At 38.3% G+C, this 25,742-nt stretch carries 24 protein-coding genes; 10 read left to right on the top strand and 14 right to left on the bottom strand.

Translation table 11 applies throughout. The annotated features are described in order from the left end of the window. Nucleotides 1-14: 14 nt before the first annotated feature. The 3 genes from clpX to tig form a co-directional block, all read right to left on the bottom strand. Nucleotides 15-1,250 (bottom strand): ATP-dependent Clp protease ATP-binding subunit ClpX, encoded by a 1,236-nt coding sequence (gene clpX / locus PKC55_RS00770; RefSeq protein WP_135104820.1) that lies wholly within the window; start codon nt 1,248-1,250, stop codon nt 15-17. 36 nt (nt 1,251-1,286) lie between these two features. Then, nucleotides 1,287-1,958, bottom strand: coding sequence for an ATP-dependent Clp endopeptidase proteolytic subunit ClpP (gene clpP / locus PKC55_RS00765; protein WP_006843285.1), 672 nt, complete (start codon nt 1,956-1,958; stop codon nt 1,287-1,289). Nucleotides 1,959-2,201: 243 nt separating this feature from the next. Then, nucleotides 2,202-3,590, bottom strand: coding sequence for a trigger factor (tig, locus tag PKC55_RS00760; protein ID WP_291126571.1), 1,389 nt, complete (start codon nt 3,588-3,590; stop codon nt 2,202-2,204). Nucleotides 3,591-4,201: 611 nt separating this feature from the next. Here tig and PKC55_RS00755 point away from each other — a divergent pair. Further along, nucleotides 4,202-4,897 (top strand): Crp/Fnr family transcriptional regulator, encoded by a 696-nt coding sequence (locus PKC55_RS00755; RefSeq protein WP_135105280.1) that lies wholly within the window; start codon nt 4,202-4,204, stop codon nt 4,895-4,897. After that, nucleotides 4,894-6,408, top strand: a complete 1,515-nt coding sequence (locus tag PKC55_RS00750; RefSeq protein WP_291126569.1) for a GH3 auxin-responsive promoter family protein — start codon at nt 4,894-4,896, stop codon at nt 6,406-6,408. The genes PKC55_RS00755 and PKC55_RS00750 overlap by 4 nt, the downstream gene beginning before the upstream one ends. Before the next feature lie 127 nt (nt 6,409-6,535). On the opposite strand, the gene pgl is transcribed toward PKC55_RS00750, so the two are convergent. The 3 genes from pgl to gnd all read right to left on the bottom strand — a co-directional run bounded on the left by pgl (nt 6,536) and on the right by gnd (nt 9,779). Then, nucleotides 6,536-7,261 carry a 6-phosphogluconolactonase gene (gene pgl / locus PKC55_RS00745; protein ID WP_291126567.1) on the bottom strand — a complete coding sequence of 242 codons (726 nt, stop codon included), beginning with the start codon at nt 7,259-7,261 and terminating at the stop codon, nt 6,536-6,538. Beyond that, the gene (gene zwf, locus PKC55_RS00740; protein WP_291126565.1) at nt 7,258-8,793 is read right to left on the bottom strand and encodes a glucose-6-phosphate dehydrogenase; all 1,536 of its coding nucleotides are present in this window, start codon (nt 8,791-8,793) and stop codon (nt 7,258-7,260) included. Before zwf ends, pgl begins: the two co-directional genes overlap by 4 nt. Nucleotides 8,794-8,882: 89 nt before the next feature. After that, nucleotides 8,883-9,779 (bottom strand): phosphogluconate dehydrogenase (NAD(+)-dependent, decarboxylating), encoded by an 897-nt coding sequence (gnd, locus tag PKC55_RS00735; protein ID WP_291126563.1) that lies wholly within the window; start codon nt 9,777-9,779, stop codon nt 8,883-8,885. A gap of 364 nt (nt 9,780-10,143) precedes the next feature. On the opposite strand from gnd, the gene PKC55_RS00730 reads away from it, so the two are divergent. Both PKC55_RS00730 and PKC55_RS00725 read left to right on the top strand, forming a co-directional pair. Continuing rightward, a complete protein-coding gene (locus PKC55_RS00730) occupies nt 10,144-10,971 on the top strand; it encodes an AraC family transcriptional regulator (RefSeq protein ID WP_291126561.1) in 828 nt (275 codons plus the stop codon). 11 nt (nt 10,972-10,982) lie between these two features. Next, the gene (locus PKC55_RS00725; RefSeq protein WP_291126559.1) at nt 10,983-11,897 is read left to right on the top strand and encodes a ketopantoate reductase family protein; all 915 of its coding nucleotides are present in this window, start codon (nt 10,983-10,985) and stop codon (nt 11,895-11,897) included. A 75-nt stretch (nt 11,898-11,972) separates the two neighbouring features. On the opposite strand, the gene rplI is transcribed toward PKC55_RS00725, so the two are convergent. From rplI to rpsF, 3 genes are read right to left on the bottom strand one after another with little or no spacing between them, the layout of a single operon-like run. Further along, complete coding sequence (gene rplI / locus PKC55_RS00720) at nt 11,973-12,416, bottom strand: 50S ribosomal protein L9 (protein ID WP_135104814.1); 444 nt, start codon at nt 12,414-12,416, stop codon at nt 11,973-11,975. 17 nt (nt 12,417-12,433) lie between these two features. Next, a complete protein-coding gene (rpsR, locus tag PKC55_RS00715; protein WP_006798740.1) occupies nt 12,434-12,700 on the bottom strand; it encodes a 30S ribosomal protein S18 in 267 nt (88 codons plus the stop codon). Nucleotides 12,701-12,703: 3 nt separating this feature from the next. Then, complete coding sequence (rpsF, locus tag PKC55_RS00710; protein ID WP_006843294.1) at nt 12,704-13,060, bottom strand: 30S ribosomal protein S6; 357 nt, start codon at nt 13,058-13,060, stop codon at nt 12,704-12,706. 154 nt (nt 13,061-13,214) lie between these two features. Between rpsF and PKC55_RS00705 the strand changes: the two genes are divergently transcribed. Further along, nucleotides 13,215-13,688 (top strand): MarR family winged helix-turn-helix transcriptional regulator, encoded by a 474-nt coding sequence (locus PKC55_RS00705; protein ID WP_135104813.1) that lies wholly within the window; start codon nt 13,215-13,217, stop codon nt 13,686-13,688. A gap of 1 nt (nt 13,689) precedes the next feature. Here the strand turns inward: PKC55_RS00705 and PKC55_RS00700 are convergent, their stop codons facing one another. The 4 genes from PKC55_RS00700 to PKC55_RS00685 form a co-directional block, all read right to left on the bottom strand. Then, nucleotides 13,690-14,637 carry an endonuclease/exonuclease/phosphatase family protein gene (locus PKC55_RS00700; protein ID WP_291126557.1) on the bottom strand — a complete coding sequence of 316 codons (948 nt, stop codon included), beginning with the start codon at nt 14,635-14,637 and terminating at the stop codon, nt 13,690-13,692. A gap of 70 nt (nt 14,638-14,707) precedes the next feature. Continuing rightward, complete coding sequence (locus PKC55_RS00695) at nt 14,708-16,165, bottom strand: choice-of-anchor Q domain-containing protein (protein WP_291126555.1); 1,458 nt, start codon at nt 16,163-16,165, stop codon at nt 14,708-14,710. Between the two features lie 399 nt (nt 16,166-16,564). Continuing rightward, a complete protein-coding gene (locus PKC55_RS00690; protein WP_324371422.1) occupies nt 16,565-17,293 on the bottom strand; it encodes a DsbA family oxidoreductase in 729 nt (242 codons plus the stop codon). A gap of 178 nt (nt 17,294-17,471) precedes the next feature. Continuing rightward, nucleotides 17,472-18,929 (bottom strand): aminoacyl-histidine dipeptidase, encoded by a 1,458-nt coding sequence (locus PKC55_RS00685; RefSeq protein WP_291028737.1) that lies wholly within the window; start codon nt 18,927-18,929, stop codon nt 17,472-17,474. Between the two features lie 210 nt (nt 18,930-19,139). On the opposite strand from PKC55_RS00685, the gene PKC55_RS00680 reads away from it, so the two are divergent. From PKC55_RS00680 to upp, 3 genes are all read left to right on the top strand, one after another. Continuing rightward, entirely contained in the window at nt 19,140-19,757 is a 618-nt protein-coding gene (locus tag PKC55_RS00680; protein ID WP_135104808.1) for an OmpH/Skp family outer membrane protein, read from the top strand. An 80-nt stretch (nt 19,758-19,837) separates the two neighbouring features. Further along, nucleotides 19,838-20,584, top strand: coding sequence for a shikimate dehydrogenase family protein (locus PKC55_RS00675; protein ID WP_291126551.1), 747 nt, complete (start codon nt 19,838-19,840; stop codon nt 20,582-20,584). Between the two features lie 63 nt (nt 20,585-20,647). Beyond that, nucleotides 20,648-21,304: a uracil phosphoribosyltransferase gene (upp, locus tag PKC55_RS00670; protein WP_291126549.1), complete on the top strand. Its 657-nt coding sequence runs from the start codon at nt 20,648-20,650 to the stop codon at nt 21,302-21,304. A 73-nt stretch (nt 21,305-21,377) separates the two neighbouring features. Here upp and PKC55_RS00665 read toward each other — a convergent pair whose 3' ends face one another. Next, the gene (locus PKC55_RS00665; RefSeq protein WP_291126547.1) at nt 21,378-22,301 is read right to left on the bottom strand and encodes an HU domain-containing protein; all 924 of its coding nucleotides are present in this window, start codon (nt 22,299-22,301) and stop codon (nt 21,378-21,380) included. 133 nt (nt 22,302-22,434) lie between these two features. Between PKC55_RS00665 and PKC55_RS00660 the strand changes: the two genes are divergently transcribed. After that, a complete protein-coding gene (locus PKC55_RS00660) occupies nt 22,435-23,025 on the top strand; it encodes a D-sedoheptulose-7-phosphate isomerase (protein ID WP_291126545.1) in 591 nt (196 codons plus the stop codon). Between the two features lie 299 nt (nt 23,026-23,324). Beyond that, on the top strand, nt 23,325-25,742 hold the full coding sequence (locus tag PKC55_RS00655) for an SLBB domain-containing protein (RefSeq protein ID WP_324371415.1): 2,418 nt from the start codon (nt 23,325-23,327) through the stop codon (nt 25,740-25,742).

Genomic DNA, 25,742 nt, shown 5'->3' with positions numbered 1-25,742 from the left:
AAAAAAAACAAACTTTATAATGAATTTCTTAGTTTTACGACTTGTGAGTTCTCCAATTGCTCTACAGCGTACTCTTTAGTAACATGCAGTTGAGCCTGCTTTGTGGAAGGGATATTAAACATAGCATCCATCATAATGGTTTCGACTATGGATCTCAATCCTCTTGCTCCCAATTTATATTCCACGGCTTTATCTACAATGTACTCATATACATCATCTTCGAAGGTAAGATCAACGCCATCCATTTTGAACAATTTGACATACTGCTTAATGATAGAGTTTTTCGGCTCGGTAAGTATCCGGCGAAGAGCACTCCTATCCAGAGCGTCAAGATATGTCAAAATAGGCAGACGTCCTATAATCTCAGGGATCAGTCCGAAAGATTTCAAATCCTGAGGTGCTACATATTGCAACAGATTGTTACGGTCTACCTGCGCATTGCTTTTAGACGAAGCATAACCCACAACCATTGTATTCAACCGTTGCGCTATCTTCCTTTCGATACCGTCGAAAGCTCCGCCACAAACAAACAATATATTTTTGGTATCTACGGCAATCATCTTCTGGTCAGGATGCTTACGTCCTCCTTGAGGCGGAACGTTCACAATCGAGCCTTCCAGCAGTTTAAGTAAGCCCTGTTGCACACCCTCACCACTAACATCACGGGTGATTGATGGATTGTCGCTCTTACGGGCTATTTTATCTATTTCATCGATAAAAACAATTCCTCTTTCTGCTGCTGCCACATCATAGTCTGAGGCTTGCAACAGTCGGGTAAGAATGCTTTCTATATCTTCGCCTACGTATCCGGCTTCGGTAAGCACGGTTGCGTCTACGATTGCGAAAGGGACATGCAGTAGCTTGGCGATGGTACGTGCCAACAATGTTTTTCCTGTACCTGTAGGGCCAACCATAATGATATTCGACTTTTCTATTTCTATATCATCTTCTTTCCCTTGTAGTATACGTTTGTAGTGGTTATACACAGCCACAGACAGATAGCGCTTGGCATTCTCCTGACCGATAATATATCCGTCAAGGTATTCTTTTATCGTCTTTGGGTCGGGCAATTGTGTTTTATCAATACCCAAAGATGTTTTCTTTGCCTCTACGCTTTCTTTTACAATCTGATATGCTTGTTCAGCACAGCTATCACAGATGTCAGCCGACATACCGGAGATAAGCATATTTACATCCTTATCGCTTCTGCCACAGAAACTGCAATAGCCGTTAGTATCTTTTTTTGCCATTTATCCTTTTGTGAGTAAATGAATCTGATTTTTGAATTATTGTTTATTTTTCATCAAAACATCATCTACCATTCCATAGTCTTTAGCCTCAGCCGAAGTCATCCAGTAGTCACGGTCCGAATCTAGTGCCACTTTGTCAAATGGTTGTCCCGAGTGGTCTGAAATAATAGTATAAAGTTCTTTTTTCACCTTACCAATCTCACGAGCGGTGATCTCGATATCTGAAGCTTGTCCTTGAGCACCACCCAACGGCTGGTGAATCATAACGCGTGAATGCTTCAACGCAAATCGTTTTCCTTTCTCTCCGGCAACAAGCAATACTGCTGCCATAGATGCGGCAATACCTGTACAGATTGTAGACACATCGCTGTTGATAAACTGCATAGTGTCATAAACTCCATATCCTGCATACACCGATCCTCCGGGAGAATTTATATAAATAGATATATCTTTGCCCGAATCGGCAGAATCAAGATATAGCAATTGAGCCTGTATCACATTGGCTGTATAGTCGTCGATCTGAGTTCCCAAAAAGATAATACGATCCATCATCAAACGAGAGAACACATCCATCTGAGCAACATTCAACTGACGTTCTTCGATAATAGTAGGTGATATATAACTGCTTGTTATATCGATATATTTATCAAGAGCTAGCCCATTCAAGCCTAGATGCTTCGTTGCATACTTTCTAAATTCATTGTTCATAACATCTTCTTTTTTTATTAAATAATGTTTTACCATTATTACTATAAACAATTATCATGCCACTCGTACAGGCATAAAAAAGAGGCTAATAGCACAGCCTCATTTCTTATAAACAAAGTTATAAATAAAAAATTGAAAAGCTGGAATAATAATGTATGTATTTTCCTTATTTATAATGTTAAAGACAAACGGACAGAAAGAAAACACTATCCTTCCTGTCCGTTATTTTTATCTTTTTTTCATTTACGCTTCAGTTTCTGCTTCAGCTGCTTCTTCTTTCTCAAAGAACTTGCGAAACTCGTCAAGCGAGATTACAGTTTCTTCGAGTCCTAGTTTTGATTTCAATACGTCGATGATCTTATTTTCCATTGCGCGATCGAGCAGGTTGCGTGCATTGTCTTTGTTTTTCAACATATCATTTGCATAATTCTCAACCATTTCGTCAGGAAGATTCATCATTCCATATTGAGCAAACTGAGCTCTTGCGGCTTGCATAGCAATGATTTTCATATCTTCGTTTTCGATCTTGATATCGTTATCTTTTGCTATTTGCTCTTTTATCAGGTGGAATTTAAGATCTGCTATGATTTTCGGATAATCTGCGTCTACAGATTCAGCAGTTCTTTCTTCGCCCGAAGCAATAAGCCATCTTTTAAGGAATGCATCAGGGAATTGCAAGTCTCCTGTTTTCTTTTCAAGAAGCTCTTTCGCATCCAACAGGAATTTGTAGTCACTATCCGGTGCAAACTGCTCTGCGATAGTTTCTTTTACTTTTGCTTTGAAGTCAGCTTCGGTAGTTACATTGCCTGCACCAAAAACTTTATCAAATAAGTCTTGGTCAAGTTCTGCTTCCTGATAACGAGTGATCTCGGTAATAGCAAACTGAAACTCAGCAGCTATTGTTTCTACCGCATCCTTTTCGATATGAAGCATAGATGCTATTTCTGTCTCGTTACCATTGTAAGCTTTACCCGGATTGAATACAATCACATCTCCGGCCTTTGCACCTACAAATTTAGCTTGCTCTGCTTCGTCTTTCATATACGAAGGCATTACAATACCGGCTTCTACAAAGATGCCACCTTCTTTTACCTTACCATTTTCCAATTCAGAGATTGTACCTCTGATAAGGTCTGTTTCTTTTGCACCTTCTTCTATTTTTTCATATTTGCCATAGTTAGCTTTGTACGAAGCGATTTGTTTATCAACAAGCTCTTCGTCTACCTCAATAGCATAATATTTTACTTTATCTTTTTTTGTCAGTGATAATTTTATTTCCGGAGCAAGAGCCACGTCGAAATAAAATTCATAGTCACCTTCGAGTGAGAAATCTATTGGTTGTTGCTTTTCTTCGTTCGGAAGAGGCTCACCCAATACATTTAGTTTGTTGTCTTGTATATATTTATATAGATTTTCGCCAACAAGCTTGTTTACTTCTTCTGCCAAAATCGATTTACCATACATTTTTTTCACCATACCCATAGGTACAGTTCCCGGACGGAATCCCGGTATGTTAGCTTTTTTTCGGAATGTCTTAAGTGCGTTATCAAGCTTTTCTTGATAATCTTCTTTCGTTACATTTATTTGTAATATAGCGTTTACACTATCTACATTTGTTAGAGATACATTCATCTTAACGAGTTTATTTAGTTATTGTTACAAATTTCAATCGAAATGCAAATGGAGTAAAAACACCACTCTATTTTTTGGTGGTGCAAAAATAGTCTTATTATTGTAATATTCAAAGTGAAATATAAAAACTTTATTTGTTTAACATACTAAAACATTAGATAGTTTATTAACAAACTAACTTTTACACAATTCATACTTTCTGAATTATTTAGGTATATCAGTGCTAAAAACTTAACAAAACAAGAGAGAGCTTAGCTGTAAATTATAAAATTGGAGATGTTATTTTTTTAATATCAGATTATCTAATCTTAGAAATATTTGCCATCATCAACCGAAAGCGAAAAGTAACAGTTAAAAAGATTAGAAACCTGTTACTTTTGTTACTTTTTACAGACGAAACATTTTCGCAAGTATAAATCCAAGCAAAAGAAAAATATCAAGCCACCTACTCTACACATTACGTGATATTTGAGTATACAAAAGACCTTTCAAGTACAAAAAAATTATATAAAAAAGAGGGGCATGCGTTAAAAAGATGTTTTGCAACATGTTTTATAATATTTTTTGATTAACTTTGCTTATAACATATTTTACATTATCAGTTTTGAATGATGACAGATAGTAATGCTGTTAGCTTGTCGGAAAGTATTCCTGAAATATGGAATCTGTTGAATGACAAAGAACAAACTATAATTGCCGCTAATGCGAGAATTATGGACTTCAAGAAAAATGAAGTGATATACAGGGAAGAAGAAATTCCAATGGAATTGATGTGCCTGTGTAGAGGGAAAGTGAAAATATACAAAGACGGTGTTGGCGGACGTAGCCAGATTATCAGAATGATAAGACCTACTCAGTATTTTGGATACCGCGCCTTTTTTGCCAACCAGCCTTATGTCACGGCTGCTTCGGCTTTCGAACCCTCGACCATCTGTTTCATACCAATGAAACTTATCAACGAGATAGTCGCTTCAAATTCTAAATTAGGCAGTTTCTTTATTAAAGAATTGGCTATAGACCTTGGAATAGCAGACGAGCGAGTTGTAAACCTTACTCAGAAGCATATCCGTGGACGTTTGGCCGAATCGTTGATATTCCTTATCGAGAATTACGGACTTGAAGAAGACGGTGCTACAATAAGCATCTACCTTTCAAGGGAAGACTTGGCTAACTTATCAAATATGACTACATCGAATGCTATCCGCACCCTGTCAACGTTTGTTGACGAACATATCATTACGCTGGATGGTCGCAAAATAAAAATTATAGACGAAGAAAAGCTCCGAAAAATAAGTAAAATCGGATGATTACCCGAATCGCTCACAAGTATCTGGATTACCGATACAAAGAGATTGATAGCTTTATCAACAAACCTATCGAAACGCAAGAGAAGATATTGGAATATCTGCTCCGCAACGGTGAGCAAACATTCTTTGGGCAGCAGTTCAATTTTTCGGCTATAAAAAACAAAGACGATTTCAGAAAACAGGTTCCAATCTTCCACTACGAAGATTTGCGCCCCTATCTGGATCGTATCATTGTAAATAAAGAACAAAATGTACTTTGGAACAAGCCTGTACGTTGGTTTGCCATGTCATCGGGCACTACCGAGGACAAGAGTAAATACATACCTGTAACCCACGAGTCACTCACCAAAGGGCATTACAAGTGCGGAGAGCAAATGCTTGCTATCTATGCACAAACCAATAAGGATGCTAAATTCTTTTTTGGCAAAACACTAGTACTAGGCGGCAGCAAGCAAATAAACAACATAGGAGACGGTATCTTCACAGGAGACATCTCTGCTATTCTTATCAAGAATCTATATTTCTGGGCAAAGTTTAGCCGTACACCTGAAAGCATCTCCTTATTACCCGATTGGGAGACGAAGTTGCAGGCACTGACCGACTATGCTATAAAAAACGATGTGAGGGCTTTTATGGGCGTACCTTCATGGCTACTCGTCTTATTGAAAAAGATAAAGACAAATACCGGGCGCGACCTCACTGATATATGGCCTAATCTGGAAGTTTTCTTTCATGGTGGTGTGAGCTTTACTCCATTCGAAGAGCAATACAAGAAACTGATACAAAAGCCCGATATGTACTATTGGGAAACATATAATGCATCGGAAGGTTTCTTTGGGGTACAGTTCTCCGAAAACTCTAAAGAAATGCTGTTAATGTTGGATAGCGGAATCTACTACGAATTTGTCCCGATGAGTGAATGGGACAAAGAAAATCCCAAAACATTAACACTGGATGAAGTAGAAACCGGACAGAATTACGCTATAATTATTTCAACAAACGGAGGGCTTTGGAGATATATGATAGGCGATACAATAGAGTTTTCGTCCACTACTCCTTATCTATTCCACATAACAGGGCGCACCAAGAACTTCATCAATGCTTTCGGCGAAGAACTGATAATAGACAATGCCGAAAAAGCTCTGGCAGAAGCAAGCAAGATTACAGGCGCACAAATAAGCGAATATACAGCCGCCCCCGTCTACTTCGGGGATAACAACAACGGAGCACATGAGTGGCTGATAGAGTTTACCGTAGAACCCAATAGCCTCGAAGATTTCACCCGATTACTAGACAGCGAACTAAAAAAGGTAAACTCCGACTACGAAGCTAAACGTTCGTACAACTTATCGCTGAACATGCCGATTGTAAGAAGCCTACCGAAAGGAACTTTTAACGAATGGTTAAAGCATATTGGCAAGCTTGGAGGACAGAACAAAATTCCACGATTGTCGAACAACAGAGATTATCTGGAAAAAGTAATCGCATTTTGCGACACAATGAATTCATAGCCGGATATAAATCAAAAGAAGAAATATAAGACTATTCAATACGCCATCTCACCCACCTATTAACATATAAAAAAGAAGCTACCTCTATGCGAGATAACTTCTTACTATCTATATTTTGATGCTTCGTTTACAACAAACTTGCTGCGTCCTCATCTAAGAACCAATAAAGATATCCTTTCTTCGGATTTACTTTAGCAGCCGGATATTTATCCAAAAACTGCTCTCTGTTCTTAATGATATCCCTTACCTTCTCAGCTTTGTTCTTTCCTGTAGCAAGAAAAACTACATACTGTGCATTATTCACTACCTGACCGCTAAGGCTTACACGTTTCATTTTGCTTTCAGGATGCTCACCTATCACACAGAAATCTTTACTATCCCACAATGATATCTGATCAGGGAAAATAGAAACAGTATGCCCATCGTCTCCCAAACCAAGCATTACGATTTCGAAGCAAGGAGCATTACGGCGCTGCATAACTTTTGTTTCCAAAATTTTGCTATACCATTCAGCCTCTTCTTCTGGTTCATTCTCGCCATGAATACGGAAAATGTTATTATTCGGAATTTTGGGAACTTTGTCAAACAAATGATCCTTTGTCATTCCATAATTATTCATGACATTTTCGGGCGGAACACAGCGTTCGTCCCCCCAAAAGAAAAACAGTCGCTGCCAGTCGATTGAATCTTTACAGTTTTCTGCCCAATAGTCAAAAATTACTTTTGGGGTAGTTCCACCTGACAATGCAAGGTTTACACGCGGATATACATCCATTAACTTTTGCAAAAATGCCGTAAAACCCTCACTCAGGGCTTTCGCATCCGAATAAATGTTAATCTCTTCTTTTATCATAATTCACAATATATTCCATCATCAGACAGGTTCTTACAAGGATATCTCCATGTGAGGTTTTTACCCTCAATCAGCTCATCGGCACAATTTGGTCCCCACGAGCCGGAAGGATAGCCATGCAAGGGTGCATCGGGGTTCTTCTCCCAGAAGTCGAGCAATGGTTGTACAAATTTCCATGTAGCCTCTAAAGCATCTCCACGGATATACAGCGTAGAATCGCCAACCATACAATCGAGCAAAAGACGTTCGTAAGCCTCAGGCAGATAAGTATCTTGTAGTTGTGAATAATGAAAGTCCATATTCACATTCTTAACCTGATAGCCACTTCCGGGTACTTTCATCTTTGTTTTCAACAAAAGACCTTCATCCGGCTGAATACGTATCACCAATTGATTTTCGTCGTTACTCATATCTGCACTTTCGGGAAATAATTTCTGAGGGGCAGGTTTGAAGTGAATAACAACTTCAGAGACTCGAGTCGGCAAACGTTTACCTGTGCGTATATAGAAAGGAACTCCACCCCAGCGCCAGTTGTCTATAAAGAGCTTCATAGCCACATAGGTTTCGGTACGGGAATCGGTATCCACATCCTTTTCCTCACGGTATCCCTTGGCATATTTTCCTTTAACGTTAGCTGCTGTGTATTGCCCACGAATAACATTCTTAAACAAGTCGTCGTTCGACATAGGGCGTAGAGCCTGAAAAACTTTCAATTTCTCGTTGCGAATCGAAACAGAGTCTATAGACATTGGCGGTTCCATTGCCACCAAAGCCAGCAACTGCAATAAGTGGTTTTGCACCATATCACGGAGTGCTCCCGAATGATCGTAATAGCCACCTCTGTTTTCTACGCCGATGCTCTCGGCAGCAGTTATTTCCACATGGCTGATATAGTTTCGGTTCCAAAGAGGCTCGTAAATACCATTCGCAAAACGTGTTACCAACATATTTTGCACAGTCTCTTTACCCAGATAATGGTCTATACGATATATCTGATCTTCATCATAACTTTCCTGAAGCGAAACATTCAGCTCCACAGCAGATTTAAGATCAATACCAAAAGGCTTTTCTATAATAATCCGTCTAAAATTACCATTCTCCTGATTCAACCCTTGCTCTGCCAAAAACTTAGGTATAAGCGGATAGAGCGAAGGTGGTGTTGACAAGTAAAATATATAATTCCCAGCTGTACCCTCTTTCTTATCGAGAGCTTCGAGCCGTACTTTCAATTTGGAATATTCTGTTCCATCATCTGTATTGATTGACAGATAATGCAACTTCTGGCAAAATTGCTCTATTTCTTCATCCAAAGCATCTTTTGCCAATGCAAACTGCTTGATACCATCCTTCATCTTATCGCGGAAGGTATCGTCTGTAAACTGACTACGAGCTACACCAAGCACAGCAAAATTCTTCGGTAGTGAATTTTGTTTATGCAAGTCAAATATAGCCGGTATCAGCTTTCGGTATGTTAAATCACCAGAAGCTCCGAAAATAATCAGAGCTTGGTCTTGTATTGATTTTGATTTCATTAGCCCCTCCATTCTCCCCCAAAAGGGAAGTTTTTAAGTTAGCATTTCGTTATATTCTTTTCAATATTTCCTCGGAGATACTGCGGGGCTTAGTCTTTTTTGATTTCGTGACCACCAAACTGATTACGCATGGCAGCAAGAAGTTTCATTGCATACGAAGTTTCTTGTCGTGACTCGAAACGAGTGAAAAGCGAAGCTGTAATAACATGAGCAGGAACATCAAAGTCCATTGCTGTTTGTACTGTCCAGCGACCTTCACCACTATCGGCTACATAATCCTTGATTCCTTCAAGATTTTCGTTACCTTCCAATGCATTACCGATCAGCTCGAGCAACCATGAACGAACGACTGAACCTTCCATCCACACACGTGATACTTTTTCCAAGTCTACCCCGTATGGTGAGTTCTTCATTATCTCAAAGCCTTCGGCATAAGCCTGCATCATTCCGTATTCGATGCCATTATGCACCATTTTCACCATGTGGCCTGCACCACTTTCTCCACAACGCATATATCCGTTTTCGGGAGCTAAACTTTTAAATATAGGCTCTGCAAAATCACAAGCCTCTTTGTCTCCGCCATACATTAGACAGTAGCCATTCTGCAATCCCCATACACCGCCACTGGTCCCACAGTCGAGGTAATGAACTCCTTTTTCTTTAATTTTCTTTCCTCTCTCTACAGTTTCTCTCCAGTAGCTGTTTCCTCCGTCTACGATTATATCATTCGGGCTAAGTAGCGTCAATAGTTCTGCAATGTTTTCATCCACAGGTTTTCCTGCCGGAACCATCAGCCACACAAGCTTGCGTCCTTCCAGTTTATTTACTAAATCCTTTATGCTTGTAGCCGGAAGAGCACCCTTAGAGGCTGCCTCATCAACTTCTTTCTGAGTAAGGTTATAAACTACGACTTCATGTCCATGATTCAAAAGGCGTTCTACCATTTTACCGCCCATCTTACCTAATCCAACGAATCCAATTTTCATCTTATTCTTATATTATCGTTTGTTATTTTATATAATTAAACAAGCAAATGCCTGAAAAGTTAATTTTCAAATCCTTGCTAAGTTACAATTTTTATAAATAACATCATAAACAACATGCTATTATAATATTCATAGATATGTATTACAACTATAAATCAATACTTTAGGCTCAAATTATACAATATAGAATTCTTCTATATCACAGAAACCATAATATAGTACACCTATAAATATAATGTTTCTAAATACGATGATAATCTGATGGTATTAAAAAACAAAGTAGATATATTTAAGACTGAAAGTCCATTTTTTACACCACTAACAAAAATAATTACACATATATTTGTCTTATAAACAATATAGGATGGAAAAATTTATTGCCATATCACCATCAATCCTGCTGGCTCCGTATATAAAACAATATTGGTTTATATTGGCAAGTGGGATTGAGCAAAGTTGTCAGCGGGTAATACCCTCAGGTTGTACAGGATTGGTATTTAACAGAGAAGGGCAAGTATTATCCAACATAGACAATACCTCTTTACCGAAGGCATATATTTTCGGACAAACCATGACTCCTGTAAGTTTATCACTCAGCAATACGCTTGATCTTATCATGATAATTTTTCAGCCCGCAGGAGCAAAGGCATTCTTTAATATACAGGTAGATGATTTGTATGGGACAAACATCCCTATAGAAAATTTTAATGATAGAAGCTTGATAGAATTAAAAAATCGCTTGATGGATTGCACCGACACCTGCTCTTGTGTTCAATCGATAGAAAACTATTTACTAAAGAAGCTATCAAATATAAACAATAACCATCTCGATCGTTTTTGCCAGACTATACAGGCTATCAACGAAGGAGAAAGAGATATTTATAAACTAGCAAACAACACCTGCTTAGGCTATAAGCAGTTTAAACGACTTTTCAAGTCACATGTTGGACTAAATCCAAAAGAATATATACGAATCGTCCGTTACTCATTTACCCTAAGACAAATGATACTCAATCCTACAATTAGCCTCAGCGAATTAGCATTCGAACATGGTTTCTACGATAAATCGCACTTGATCAAAGAAATCAAAACATTCTCTAACTACACTCCTACAGAATTTCTAACAAATAGCGAGCCTTATTCAGAGTATAAATCTCTTTTCAACACTCTTTTTGTAGATGTAAAACAATAAACTAATATATTATGAAAATACTTATTTACGGCGCAGGGGTCATTGGCTGCACTTATGCGTGGCAACTCTCCGAAGCAGGATATGATATCACCGTTTTAGTGAAACCGGAGAAAAAACAAACCATAGAGAAAAATGGTATTACGATCCATTGCAAAGACTTTCGATCAAAAGAGATACAAGTCAAAAATATTATTTTCAGACCCCCAATTATAGACCGTCTCTCGTCTGGCCACAACTTCAATTACATCATTGTCTCTACAGGGTGCAACCACCTCGAAGAAATACTCTCGGTATTAAAAGAATCGGCAGGAGAAGCCCATATTCTTTTCTTTCAGAATCTTTGGATCTCCGACTTTGAAATGATAAATAAGTATTTATCTCCATCCCAATATTTCTTTGGCTTCCCTTTTATGGCGGGAGGAGGGAAAGACTCAAACAACATAAATTCTATCATATCAGGCTCAAAATATTCGAAAACAATGCTAGGCGAAGCCGATGGCAAAGTCAGCGACAGGATAGAACGAATAGCTTCTGCTATGGAGAAAGCCAACATGAAACCATTCATATCGGAACAAATAAAAACATGGCTCACCCCACACTATGCCTTCATAGCCGGTTTTTCTCAAGGTATGATCAACGCCGGAGGGTCGATGAAAGATTTCTTATCTAAAAAAAACTCGATCAAAGAAGCCGTACTCGCCACCAGAGAGGGGTTTCATATTTGCTCACAAGTGGGATTCGACCCTAAAAAAGAGAAAGTAAATAAATTATATTACATGCCTATGTTTATTTGCATTCCAGTGATAAGGAAAGTATTCAGTGATAAAAGTATGGTTATGATGTTTGACGGTTACATCAAACACGCTTCCGACGAAGTTAAGCTGATGACAGGAAATATAATGAATAGTAAGAAAAGGTTTTCTTAGACCCGGGATGAAAGACAAAACGAAAGAGGCGATTATTTTTAATAACCGCCTCTCTGCTATATATAATTTCGATAATTATTCAGAAACTACTTCGAAAGGTATTTCTACAGAAACTTCTTTGTGAAGTTTAGCGATAGCCTTGTAGCTACCTACTTCTTTCACAGCTTCTTTGATAAGAATAATTTTTCTATCTACATTGTAGCCTAATTTTTCAAGAGCTTCTGCTATTTGAATATTAGTTACAGAACCAAAGATAGTACCTGTAGAACTTGTTTTTGCACCAATAGTAAGTGAAATTCCTTCCAACTTAGCAGCCAAATCCTGAGCATCTTGTTTGATTTTCTCAAGTTTGTGAGCGCGTTGTCTTAGGTTTTCAGCTAATACTTTCTTTGCAGACTCTGATGCTATCACAGCTTTACCTTGGGGAATAAGGTAGTTACGTCCATAACCGTCTTTTACAGTTACGACTTCATCTTTATATCCTAAGTTAAGGATGTCTTCTTTTAATATAACTTGCATTTCTTACTCCTCCTTATTTATTTCATTAAGTCTGTTACGTAAGGAAGCAAAGCCAAATGGCGAGCTCTCTTTACAGCTTGTGCAACACGACGTTGGAATTTCAATGATGTACCTGTAATACGACGAGGAAGAATTTTTCCTTGTTCGTTAAGGAATTTCTTTAAAAACTCAGGGTCTTTGTAGTCGATGTATTTAATACCATTCTTTTTGAAACGGCAATATTTCTTTTTCTTCACATCAACTGAAGGCGGAGTCAAATATCTGATTTCTGATTGTTGTGCCATAGCTTAATTCTCCTTTACTTCTTCTTTTTTAGATGATTTTAAACTTCTTCTCTTCAATGCGTACTCGTGAGAGAACTTGTCTTGACGGAAAGTCAAGAAACGGATCACACGCTCGTCGCGACGGAAGTTAATTTCAAGTTTAGCGATAACAGACGGATCAGCTTCGAACTCTAACATCGCATAAAAACCGGTTGATTTCTTCTGAATTGGATAAGCCAATTTGCGAAGTCCCCAGTTTTCTTCACTTACTATTTTGGCCCCTTCATTGACCAAAAGAGTCTTGAATTTTTCTACCGCTTCCTTCATCTGAACATCAGACAAAACGGGAGTTAAAATGAAAACGGTTTCGTAATTGTTCATAAATTAATTAATTATAAATTAAACATACATTTTTACAAATGAGGTGCAAAGATAGGCTTTTTTATCAAAACAACAAATGCTAAACTGTCAAAAATTGTTGTACTTACCAACTTCTTATCTTATTTTTGTGATGAAAATCAGAAAAAGAACATGCATGAAGACCGAGGAAACATTGAACTTAGATCAGGATTTGGACCTGATATTTCCCATTATTAACGGTAAAGTATCGATGGCCATAAACAGGATGATGTACAGGAACTTCAAAAAAGAAGGACTGGATATCACTCCCGAACAATGGACTGTCCTTGCTTTTCTGTGGCGCGAAGACGGGGTTACACAACAGACGTTATGTAATTCAACATTCAAGGATAAGCCTAGTATGACACGCCTGCTAGATAATCTTACAAAACAAAATCTGGTGTATCGCAATGCTTCGGTTAGCGATCGCCGATCCAACCTTATCTATCTCACCGATTTAGGTAAGTCGATCAAGGAAAAAGCCGGAAAAGCTGTTTACACCACCATGGAAGCCGCACTCGACGGAATAGACGAGGAAGGGCTAAAACAGGTAAGAGTACTGCTTGCCGCGGTGTTCGGCAACGTAAGTCAAGCCTTGGACGACAAATAAATCAGGGACTGATAAGCAGATCCATATAAATAGGTAAATGATCACTGTATCCACCAAGATATTTGAAGCCTGAATAGGTCCTGAACGGTTTTTGTCCACCATACTTTTTATTGTCTGCCTCTAACAAGAATTCAGCCGAAAAAACGTGTACGGTTTTATCTTTTACAAATACCTTTCCTCCTTTTTCTAACAGGTTTCCATTGACAACTATTTGATCAATAAAACCCCATTTACCCTTATACTTGTAAGAGCCTGCTCCCTTTTTGTCAATCCTGTCGTAAAGAAGGTTATACAAACCTTTAGTTGAGATATCGGATTCGATCCTTTTTCCTCCGAGCACTTCGGACATACTTATATCATTCGGGTAGTCGTTAAAGTCTCCCATAATGATAACGTTAGCCCCTTTACGAAGGTGCAAGACACTGTCTACTTTATGTTTCAACAGTTGGGCGCACTTTATACGGTGCGGTCTGGTCTTGCGGATACCTTCACGACGTGATGGGAAGTGACAAACAAAAACATCTAACAATGTGCCATTAACTACCTTGCCCGTAACATGCAATATATCTCTTGTAGAGCGTACCGAGTCTCCCAAATCGGGCGTATATGATTTCCGGCTCAGTATCTTTATCTGATCACGTTGATAAAGAAGGGCAACATTTGAGCCTCTCAGGTCTTTCGACCGAGTGATCACATATTCATATTTATGTTTCTGTAATGCAGTTCGCTTTGTAAGATGATAAAGAACAGAGTCGTTCTCCACTTCGCACAGCCCCACTATCGCCGGAGGATATCCCTCCCCTACCGAAGATATGGCTTTGCTTATGTTATGCAACTTCTGCCAATAGCGATAATTAGTCCAATGCAACTGTCCGCCGGGAGTGAATTCATCATCGTTTGTAGCCGGATTATCTTTTGTGTCATACAGGTTTTCAACGTTGTAGAACATGACCCGAAACTTTTCCTGCGCCCTCAAAAAGAAGACGAAGGCACACAAAAGAACCAAGAGCAATAGCCTTTTACTCACCCCACTCATAACAGCCAATATCAGGATCGGTATCCGCAAGTCTCGAACGTCCTTTTAGATCATAAGGTAGTAGCAACGAGTAAGATCTGTCTGCCTTACCGATAGCAGGTGATGTGGCTTGCAGTTCGAAATTATAAGAGTAATCCTTATTATTGTTTATATTTACAAACAATGGATCTGCGTTCCACACAGTATTTACAAAGTGCTCATTCTTTTGTTCAGTCGCTTTAATCAGGCAGTTCTGAAATCTATAGTTGTATCCAACTGTACTAACATCACTTAGCAGCAGTTCACCCGAAGCTGAGCCGGATACAATAGAGTTGATAAAATCGCATTTATCCAAATCATAAGCCTTTCCCTCATACACATTCCCGATAGCCAGACACTCCTTTTGACGCATCGACCATCTATAATAATTAGCCAGCGTGCAATGTAAGAAACTATATTTCCCGCCGATCAACGAAACAGCCGCACCTTTTGAATTGGCAAACAAGCAATTCTGAAAGTTTATATAACAGTTTGTCGCCAACAAGCCATACTCTGATGTATTCTGTACAATTGTGTTTGCAAATTCAGCTTTCTTGTATTGGGTATCTGCCGCCGAAAATGTTACTCCCCGCACTGCATTTTTTACAATTACATTATTGAGGACATTGTCATAACTCTCGGCATGGAAAGTTATCCCGCTCCATTGTCCGGGAGTATTATCGTATGGTATATTTCCGTCTATATTATCAAAGCGGCTTCCCCTGAAAACAATTGGTTCTTGAACCGTTCCTTGCGCTATGATACTACCATATATATCTACAGAAGCATTGTTCCGCAAGAAGAAAGTTGTTCCTTTTTGTACATCCAGAGTCACACCTTTATTTATGGTAAGCGAATTGTATATAAGCAGTGGTTTATCACCTGTTATCAACGAGTCGGTTGTCACCACCTTGTCTTTCCAGATATATACATCCTGTCCTACGGCCTCCAACTGCACATATTGTATGTTGCCGTTCACAACAAGACGAATCGAATCTTTTATCAGTACAGGGTTCTTTGTATTGGTGGGATCTACCGTTACCTCAATAAATCCGTACAAACTGTCTTTTTTCAGTATATCCACATTGGTGAGCTTGGTTCCTTTTTCGCCGTCGATGTTCATACGGAAACCGCTTTTTGAAGCGTTCACCAATTCGATGGATTGTATGGTTAGAGAGTTATTGTTTCTGTTATATATCTTAAACTGTTTTGTAGCCGAGCCCAAGGTTGTAAAAACGGTATCGAAACGAATTGTATCATTAGAGAATGAGAGCGAGAGTTCTTCGCTATCCGAAAAGTCATTACCCTCCTGACAACTATTAAATAACATAAGAAACAAGACTAGCACGACAAAAGCCCCGATGGACTTCATAAATGAAGAAAAGATATTAATCTTGGCTAGCTCTACTACTCTATATTTCATTTGTTACAGTTATTAAGTTTGGTGTTACTTTTTGATTATTTCGTATTCGACTGTTATACAACAACTTTAATTTCACTGATTGTTAAAAAGTAACAAAAGTAACACTTTTTCTATTGTTTTTATCTGTCACCTTTTACATTCGGCAACTAAGCCTCTTCTACTAGATAATTATAGATATAAAAATTTGTGCGTTAAACAATTAGTATTATCCGATGACAATATTATACAAAAAGTCTTAGTATCACAAGAAAAGAGGCTGTCTTATAGTTTTTCTCATCAGTGCTTCTTTGTCATTATCTTCACTTTCCTCTCCCGATATCCAATTCAAGATGTTCAAGATATCCAATATGACAAAAAACAGTAAAAACTATAAGACAGCCTCTTTTATATATCAGACCTCTATAAGCTGCATACTCCGTCTATCGAGCACGATTGCCCACTTATGACTTCTCCTTTTTCGGACGAAACTCCGCTGCCTTCCCAATCGGCATAAGCCTCATTCAGCACTTTGAGATAGTCTTCCACAGGGATAGAGCCTTGCACCACTTGCTTATTATTAAACAAATAGAAAGGAATATATTCCAATCCAAGCTCATCCTCGCTGTATTCTATATCCTTCTTTATATCCGAAAGATATTTATCACTATCGAGTATAGCGAAGATTTCAGATTCTTGCAGACCGATGCTTGTACCTAACTGCACCAACACAGCAGGGTCGCTTATATTCTGACCTTTGACAAAATAAGCATCAAACAAAACTTCTTCGGCCTCAGTTCCCAAACCAGACTCCTTTGCCAGTTTCACCAATCTCAGAGCATCGGATGTACTAACTACAACGAGATTGTCGAAGTCATAGTCCAAACCTACACTCTTAGCCATCTGCGCCACTTTGGCCTGCGTACGGCGAGCCTCATCTTCGGACATAGCAAACTTCTTGGCAAAATAGCTGTAAATGGATTGTGTTCCGGCTTTCTTCGGTAAGCTAGGATCTAGCTCATAACTGTGCCACACAAGTTCTACATTCTTACGATGCGGAAATTGCTCCAAAGCTTTTTCGAGTCTACGTTTTCCAATATAGCAATGCGGACAAGCTATATCTGACCATATATCTATTTTCATTTTATCCATAATTCAATTGATTTAATTAATACGTAAGTAATAAAAACAATATACAACTGGATTTGTTACTTGACTACTTAAAAAAAGAGAAAAAAAGATAAGAGCGTGTGTCAAAAGTAAATCTTTACAATCAAAGTCACTTTTTACACACACCCATACTCGTATTCTTAAAACCGGCTTTCCGCTATTATTTAGCCGGAATATTCTTCAACACTTCCAATAAGAAAGGCCACCATTTGGCAACAGAAGGAATTTCTATCTGTTCTTCGGGAGAGTGCGCGTTACGAATTGTCGGACCACATGAAATCATATCCAAATGCGGATATTTTTCTAAGAACAGACCACATTCCAATCCGGCATGTATAGCCATTATTTCAGGTTCTTTACCATACAGACTTTCGTATGCCTTCTTAGCTACTGCTAATACTTTAGAATCCGGATTTGGCTTCCATCCGGGATATCCTGCCGAATGCACAACCTCAGCTTTAGCCAATGTAAATACAGCATTTACAATATTACCCGCATCATCTTTCAACGAGTTGGTAGAGCTTCTTTGGCTTGTTGTTATCACAATTGTATTACCCTCCTTCATTTTTATAGAAGCCAGATTTGTAGAAGTTTCTACCAAATCGGGTATTTCATGACTCATCGCCAATACGCCATGAGGACAAGCATAAATTGCATTCAGCAAATTGCCGGTTGTTTCCTTATCGATCACAAAAGCAGGTGTATCAGTCGAAGACACCGTCATTTTTACATTCGGGTCTACAACCTTCAGTTCGCCCTCAATTTGCGGAACCAGTGTATTCAATTCTACGATTACATCTTCCTTCTTGCTGTATGGTACTCCGGCAATAGCGTAAGCCTCGCGGGCAATAGCATTGTGAAGATTTCCTCCGTCGATCTCAGCAAGCACCAAATCTTGTTTTTTATTGAGCTCCCACAAGTAGCGGTTCAATATCTTATTGGCATTACCCAACCCTTTATGGATTTCTGCTCCGGAGTGTCCTCCGTTCAATCCATTCACTTGTACTTTGAACCAAAAATAGTTGGCAGGCACTTCTTCTTTCTTATATGTAAATGTAACAGTGGTAATCTTCCCTCCGGCACATCCTATATATATTTCACCTTCTTCTTCTGTATCCAGATTGATAAGCACGTCTCCGGTGAGGAAATCTTTTCCTAAAGCATACGCCCCTGTCAAACCTGTTTCTTCGTCTACGGTAAACAAACATTCGAGCTTGCCATGCTCTATTGTATCCGAAGCCAAGATAGTCAAAGCAGCAGCAACCCCCATACCATTATCAGCACCCAGAGTTGTTCCTTTGGCTTTGAGCCAATCTCCATCTATATAGGTTTCTATCGGGTCGTTGTCAAAATCGTGCTTGGTTCCGCTATTTTTCTCGCACACCATATCCACATGCCCTTGAAGTATTACGGTCGGAAGATTTTCTTTACCCTTGGTTGCCGGTTTTGTTATCAAAACGTTGCCTGCATCGTCTTTTTTGGCTTGCAGGTTATGTTTTTTTGCGAATTCTAATAGGTAGGCGATTATTTTTTCTTCTTTTTTAGAAGGTCTCGGAATTTGAGTTATTTCGTGGAAATAATTCCATATACCACTCGGTTTTAAATCTTTAATTGTCATATTAATATTTTAATTATTGCTTACACTTTCATAATAACATATAAAATTAAAGAGATATACCTTAAAATGCAATTTTTTTACAACTTTTAAAGGTTTAAAATTGATGTTGTTTTAACATAAAGATATATCTTTGCCAAGTCGTTAAAAAACACAGGCATAATTGCGCCTTGTTTTTTGCTACAGGATAAGATTAACTAAATGTTTTTATAAATGAAAAATATCTCTTACATTATTAATGGCGTTTTTGCTGTTGCAATAATCGTCCTTTTCATTTTATTTTTCACATCTAATAAGGGAAACACAGGAACTGAAGACTCATCTCTCACATTCACAAAAGGAGACTCTACCGGCATGCTTCCTATAGCTTATGTAAATGTAGATTCACTTTTGATAAACTACAATTATGCTAAAGATGCGAATGATGCGTTGATGAAAAAGTACAATAGTTCAAATGCTACTCTTACCCAAAAGCAAAGACAACTAGAAGCCGAAGGCGCAGAATTTCAGAGAAAAGTTCAAAACAATGCATTCTTAAGTCAAGAAAGAGCACAACAAGAAGCTGCACGTATCCAAAAATTGGAAAGCGACTTGCATGCAATGGCTCAAAAATTGCAAGAAGATTATCTGAGAGAACAGCAAAAAGTAAATACACAGATGGCCGATTCTGTTCGCCTGATATTGAAGGAGATGAACAAAACAGCCAACTACCAAATGATATTTAGCAATACAGGTTTGGATAATGTTCTGTTAGCCAAAGATGGTTATGATATTACACAGAAGGTGATAACCCTGTTGAATAGCCGCTACAAACCTGAAGCTTCTAAGTAATAGGTAAATGATTTAAAAATAGGGTAACACCAAATTGGAGTTATCCTATTTTTTTGCAGTATAGAGAAAAAATTAGCATTATGGACACGTATGGACTAATCGGATACCCTCTGAAACACTCATTTTCCAAGAAATTCTTTACCGAGAAATTCGAAAAGGAGGGAATTGATGCAGAGTACCTCAATTTTGAGATTGAAGATATCTCTCAATTTACTGATATTATCCGCAACTATCCAAACCTTAAAGGTCTGAATGTAACAATCCCATACAAAGAAAAAATAATACCATACCTCGATGGGCTCGACAAAGGGGCTGAAAGTATCGGGGCTGTAAATGTGGTAAAAGTAATCCGAGACAAAAACAATGCAATAAGATTGATCGGATACAACTCCGACATTATCGGATTTCAGGAGTCTATCAGGCCCCTTATCAATACGGCTATCCATAAAAAAGCATTGATATTAGGAACAGGCGGTGCATCCAAAGCGGTAAAAGGAGCGTTAGATGCACTAAGCATAGAGTGGATATATGTATCGAGAACTCCGAGTGAAGGACAATTGTCATACAGCGATATCGACTCACACGTAATGAAGGAATATAGCGTCATCGTCAACACATCGCCACTGGGCACTTTTCCGGACGTAGACAATGCCCCCGACATCCCATACACCCTACTCACAGACAGACACCTGCTGTTCGATCTGGTGTATAATCCGGCTGAAACAAAGTTTCTGAGGCTGGGCAAAGAGAATAAGGCTAGCATAAAAAACGGAGCCCAAATGCTCGAGCTGCAAGCCGTTGCGGCATGGAAAATATGGAATGAATAAATTCCTTGGTAAGACAAATAGAAATGTGAAAGAAAACTTATACCTTTAAAGTCAAAAATCAAGATGAGAATTATAAATCTTTCAGAGCAAAACACTATCCTCAATCGTTTTGTCAGCGAGTTGCGCGATGTAAACATCCAAAAGGATAGCATGCGTTTCAGACGAAATGTTGAACGCATAGGAGAAACAATGGCTTATGAGATCAGTAAAACACTGAATTACGCGCCGCTCGAAACTCAAACACCTCTGGGTACATCGATCACAAATGTGCCTACCGACCCTATCGTTATCGCTACAATACTTCGTGCAGGACTTGTTTTTCATCATGGATTTCTAGAATGCTTCGACAAAGCGGAGAATGCTTTTGTTTCTGCCTACAGGAAATACAGAGAAAACCATCAAAGTTTTCATATCCACATCGAATACATCGCTTCTCCACAAATAGAGAATAAGGTTTTGATTCTCACCGACCCGATGTTAGCTACAGGTGGCAGTATGGATTTATCGTATCAGGCCCTATTGACAAAAGGTGAGCCAAGCCATGTACATATAGCAACTATAATAGCAAGCAAGCAAGCTATTGACTATTGTGCAAAAAACTTCCCTCAGGAAAAGACTACAATATGGGCTGCGGCTATCGATCCAGAACTGAACGAATCGGCATATATAGTTCCCGGATTAGGTGATGCCGGAGATTTGGCATACGGAGAAAAAGAATAAGCAAGACATTTTATAAATCAAAAAAGAGGAAAGATAATCTTTCCTCTTTTTTTGCTATATATCGCTCTACTAATTAGTTCCTTTTGGAATACAACCAAGCTGTTTCGTATTTTGGATTCTCTTTACGGAATGTGTCCAAAAAGCCTTCGGCTTCAGGCTTCTCTGAGAATGAAGCGACATAGATACGGAAACGACCTCCTGCCTCTAAGATATTTACACTCTGAAGACCACTCTTCTTAATCTTATCCAACAAACGTTCTGCTCTAGATTGCGTATCCTCTCCCCCTACAATGATATAGTATGTACGTAAAGATTGAGGCTGAGCTTCAGGCTCTTTGCTCTCCACCTTGGTTTCTAGAACTTTAACAGAATCAGCTTCCAACAATGGTTTTACTTGTTCTGCAAGAGAAGAGATAAAGCCTGACTGTTGAGGTATGGCACCTTGCAAACCTATATTATTACTTACATTTGCTGATGGTACAGTGAATAAAAACATTGCAACCAAGGCAGCGGCAACACTTCCGAGCGTATATTTAACCGGAAAGTTTTTTCTCGAAGCAGACTCCCGTCTATTTATATCCGACAGATTACTTAACCCTACAGCGGTAAGACCATAAAGAGATGGAAACACAAAAGATGGATTAGCCTCGAACAAAAGTTTACCTTCCTTATTCATGTATAAGCTACCCAATCTTCCACAAGATACAGGCTTTTGAGTAGAAAGGTCTTGTTTTAACCCTTTGACAAAATCTTTTATTTTTTGCAATGCAGCATTATATGTCATTTTCCCGTCTCTTATATAATAAGAGACGATTACACCATCATCATGCTTCAGATCAGGGTTGAAAGTTATCATATATCCGGGTACGCACACATTAGCATCAATATGATGCAATGGTTCCTCCTGATTGACAATAAACCCACCCAACTCCGGTATAATCACACAGTTATGGATTGGCAAGGCAAATTCTAAATATGTAAAGACTTTGTTTTCCATAGAGGCAAAGATAATTATAAGTTGTAGAAATGAAAAAGATGATGTTCTCTTTTATTTAAAAAGTTACTAACAATTAACCGTGAAAATTGTTAAAAAAAAAGTTACTTTTGGGACTAATTAGCTAAAACAGAATATGGAACTTGAACAAATTATTACAGAGCACATCCGAAAGTCTATCTCTGTAAAGGAATCTATACTATCCAATCCTGCTATCATGGTAAGTATCAAAGATGCTGTTACAGCAACAGTGAATGCTTACAAAAGAGGAAAAAAAACACTGATTGCAGGAAATGGAGGAAGTGCTGCGGATGCACAACATATAGCCGGGGAGTTTGTTAGCCGATTTTATTTCGATAGGCCCGGAATCCCTTCCATAGCATTATCAACTGATACATCTATTATAACAGCAATAGGAAACGACTACGGATTCGACAGGCTTTTTGAGAGACAAGTGCATGCTCAGGGTGCAGAAGGCGACATTTTTATCGGTCTTACAACATCCGGCAACTCCGAAAACATTGTCAGGGCACTACATGCATGTAAAGAAAAAGGCATAAAATCTATAGTTTTGACGGGTAAATCGGGAGGCAAAGCTTCTGAGCTATGTAATATTTGTATAAAAGTTCCGTCGGAGGAAACTCCAAGGATACAGGAATCACATATACTAATAGCTCATATTATTTGCTGTATCGTTGAAGAAGAGTTATTTGGAAATCAAAAGTAGCCTCAATCTTGATTGTATTAAAACCGACTCCGGATACCAATATATAATTATCTAAAATTGTTTTAACTTAAAAATTAGCTACATTTGTAACGTTAAAAATAACAAATATTGTATGATCAAGACACAATATCAAAATAGATCACCCCAGAACCATCTGACAGGCACCTAAATATACGCTGATGGTTGTTGCAAAAGAATATTTATAGATTATTGAATTGTGTACTAAAATATAAACCTTCAAGACAAATTAACATAGAAAATCTAGAGTCATTGCTTTAAGCCTTTAATATTTTAAATATATGAAAAGAGTTATTCTTTATTTTTTTATTTCATTAATTTCAGGAAACCTGTTGTTTGCCCAGATGTCCGACTCACAGGTCATAGAATATGTTAAAACAGAGGCAGCCAAAGGAACTTCCCAACAAATGATTGCTACCGAACTTTTGAAGCGGGGAGCAACTCAAGACCAGCTATTAAGGATAAAAAGTCAGGTAAATCAGCAAAATCAGAATACCAGCAATATAAACACCCCTACAAGCAGACCAACACTCAGAAAAGACGTAACGAGTGAAACGTATGCTCTTAGAAATGACTCCATAGCCAGACTGTTGGAATACCAACGAGAATATGGCTTTTTAGAAGATAACAAACCTGTAATTTTCGGTAAAAATATATTCAACCAAAAGAATCTTTCATTTCTACCTAATATGAATATCCCGACGCCCGAAGATTATAAATTAGGACCCGGTGATGAAATAGTAATTGATATCTGGGGGGCATCTCAAGCATCACTACAACAAACAATTTCTCCGGAGGGGAGTATTGTGGTAGACAGGCTTGGCCCTGTTTACTTAAACGGAATGACAATAAGAGAAGCAAACTCTTATATACAACAAAAGTTTTCGAGTGTTTATTCAGGCATCGGTAATGAAGGAGGGTCTTCCCAAATAAAACTTACTTTAGGCCAAATACGTACTATCCAAATAAACATATTAGGAGAGGTGGCCGTACCGGGTACATATGCCTTATCTTCTCTCTCATCTGTATTTCATGCTTTATACAATGCAGGAGGGATAAATGACATCGGTTCTTTACGTTCTATTCAACTGTATCGTAAAGGTAAGCTCATAAAAACAATAGATATCTATCAGTACCTATTGAATGGGAATGCAAGTGGCGAAACCCGTTTGATGGACGGAGATATTATTATGGTTCCTCCATATATCTCTCTTGTAGAGATAGTAGGAAAAATAAAACGTCCTATGTTTTATGAGATGACAGTAACCGAAACCCTTTCAGACCTAATCAAATATTCGGGAGGTTTTACGGGTGATGCATACAAAGAAAAAATAGATATTACCAGAAAGACAGGGAAATACGATAAGGCATATACTGTTAGTTCAAAAGATTTTGAGAACTTCATATTGGACGATAAAGATAGTATCTTTGTCAGTGCGGGATTAAATCAGTTTGACAATAGAGTTGAAATAAAAGGTGCTGTATTCAGACCCGGTTACTATGAAGTGGGCGAACAGATAAAAACAATAAAGAATCTAATCGAAAAAGCCGGAGGCATTAAAGAAAATGCATTCCTCAACAGAGCGATACTCACAAGGGAAAGAGCTGACTTAACTCGTGAAACAGTTCCTATCAACCTGAAAAATCTTCTTGAAGGTCGTACCGCTGATATCAATCTGAAGAAGAATGATATGCTTCTCGTAGCTTCAGATAGCGTATTAGTTGAATTAGGCAGCTTCACCATTTATGGAGATGTACAGGTTCCCGGTGAATACGACTATGCAGAAGGAACAAGTATCGAAGATTTAATCATCAAAGCAGGAGGGCTTCTAAAGTCAGCCTCTTTAGCAAAAGTGGATGTTTCGAGAAGGATCGTTGACCCTTTAAGTATTGAGAGCCCAAATGTGATAGCTGATATTTATACATTTAATATAAAGAATGGATTAGTAGTAGATGGTCCACCCGATTTTGCATTGAATCCATACGATCAAGTTTATGTAAGACGTAGTCCGGGATATATCGAACAAAGAAATATAGAAATTGCGGGCGAAGTTCTATTTCCGGGCAAATATGCTTTGAAGGAAAAAACTGAAAGGCTTTCGGATATTGTAAAAAGAGCTGGCAATTTAACCCCCCACGCATTTTCTGCCGGAGCACGATTGTTAAGAGAAAAAACAATAATGGAAATGACTGAAGAAAGAAAAGCTATGCAAGCCCTATCTAAGGGACTGAAAGACTCTATTTCTACAGATTTATTAAACATTAATCCTTATTACTCAGTAGGTATAGAATTGGACAAAGCCATTGCAAATCCAAAATCAGAATATGACCTTGTTCTTCGTGAGGGAGATCAACTTATTGTACCGGAATATGATAATACAGTAAGAATAAATGGCTCCGTTATGTACCCAAATACTGTTCTATACAAGAAAGGACAGAAAGTATCTTATTACATTAATCAAGCTGGAGGATACAGTGATTTGGCAGAAAAGAAAAGAGCATACATCGTATATATGAATGGAACTGTTGCAAAGGTAAAGGGTTCAAATAGAGATGCAATCCAACCCGGATGTAATATTGTTATTCCATCTAAGGAACAGAAAGATAAAATGTCATTAGCTCAGATATTAAGCCTAGGTACCAGTGTTACTTCTATGGCTTCTGTCGTTGCTTTATTAATAAATAATTTGAGCAAGTAA

This window comes from Dysgonomonas sp., assembly GCF_035323175.1.
GTDB lineage: Bacteria > Bacteroidota > Bacteroidia > Bacteroidales > Dysgonomonadaceae > Dysgonomonas.
This window is presented reverse-complemented; position numbering and strand designations above follow the sequence as displayed.